Below are 776 nucleotides of genomic sequence, written 5' to 3' on the forward strand. Positions count from 1 at the left end.
AGCAGGTGCCCGCGACTGCCACCGTGAACAAGCAGGTATTCCATGTCGCTCAGGCGCTGGCAATGCAGCTTAAGCTGGCTGTCGCTCCAGTTCGTGTAAGCCCGGATATCCCGTCGGGTAAAACGCACCCTATTCAGTGCGCATTGTTGTTCTGCTGCCATGCCGTGCGCCATCTGCTGGATTAACAGTAACAGCCTGCGCGTCTGCGGCGGCATTTCGTCCAGCGTCCGGCCTAAGATTTCATGGGCAAGCTGGTTCGCCAGTTTGATATCGTCTTTGCTCACTTCGATATATTCAAGCCGCTTGCCGCGATGCTCAGTGCTCTTGATCTCCCGCTGGTGCTGGTGCAGCAGGGCAATGCTCTGGATTAACGTCAGGTATTTCATATGGTCACGGCGGGTGCGGGTTTTATCTGACAGGAACGTCAGTTGGTGAGCATAGGGATTGACCACATTCAGCGGTTTCAGCAACCGCTGCGCGTTCTGGTGAAGCTGGGTCAGATAATCGCGCTCGTTCTCGGCCAGCAAGCCTTCGAGGGTTTGTTTCTGGCGCTGCACCGCGTGGATCGCTTCGGTCTGTTCGCGGGATTCATTCACCGTCAGCACCAGACAGCGGTTGAGCAGCTCTTCATCCACATCAATGGCAGTCGTGGTGAGCATCAGCATCACCGGGCCTTTGACGGTGTAGCTTTTGGTCACGAGGTTGCCCGTGGCTTCATCCTTGCCCGTACTCGCCATTGTTAACTCGCCGTCTGACTGCAACAGCTTGAGCGCATA

Annotated in this window: 1 pseudogene; it reads right to left on the reverse strand. The window is 56.2% G+C overall.

The window, feature by feature from the left end:
* A pseudogene (locus AAC147_RS06755) lies at positions 1–776 on the reverse strand (DNA primase); the annotation flags it as partial.

It is taken from the genome of Xenorhabdus sp. NBAII XenSa04 (genome assembly GCF_963866145.1).
GTDB classification, from domain to species: domain Bacteria; phylum Pseudomonadota; class Gammaproteobacteria; order Enterobacterales; family Enterobacteriaceae; genus Xenorhabdus; species Xenorhabdus indica.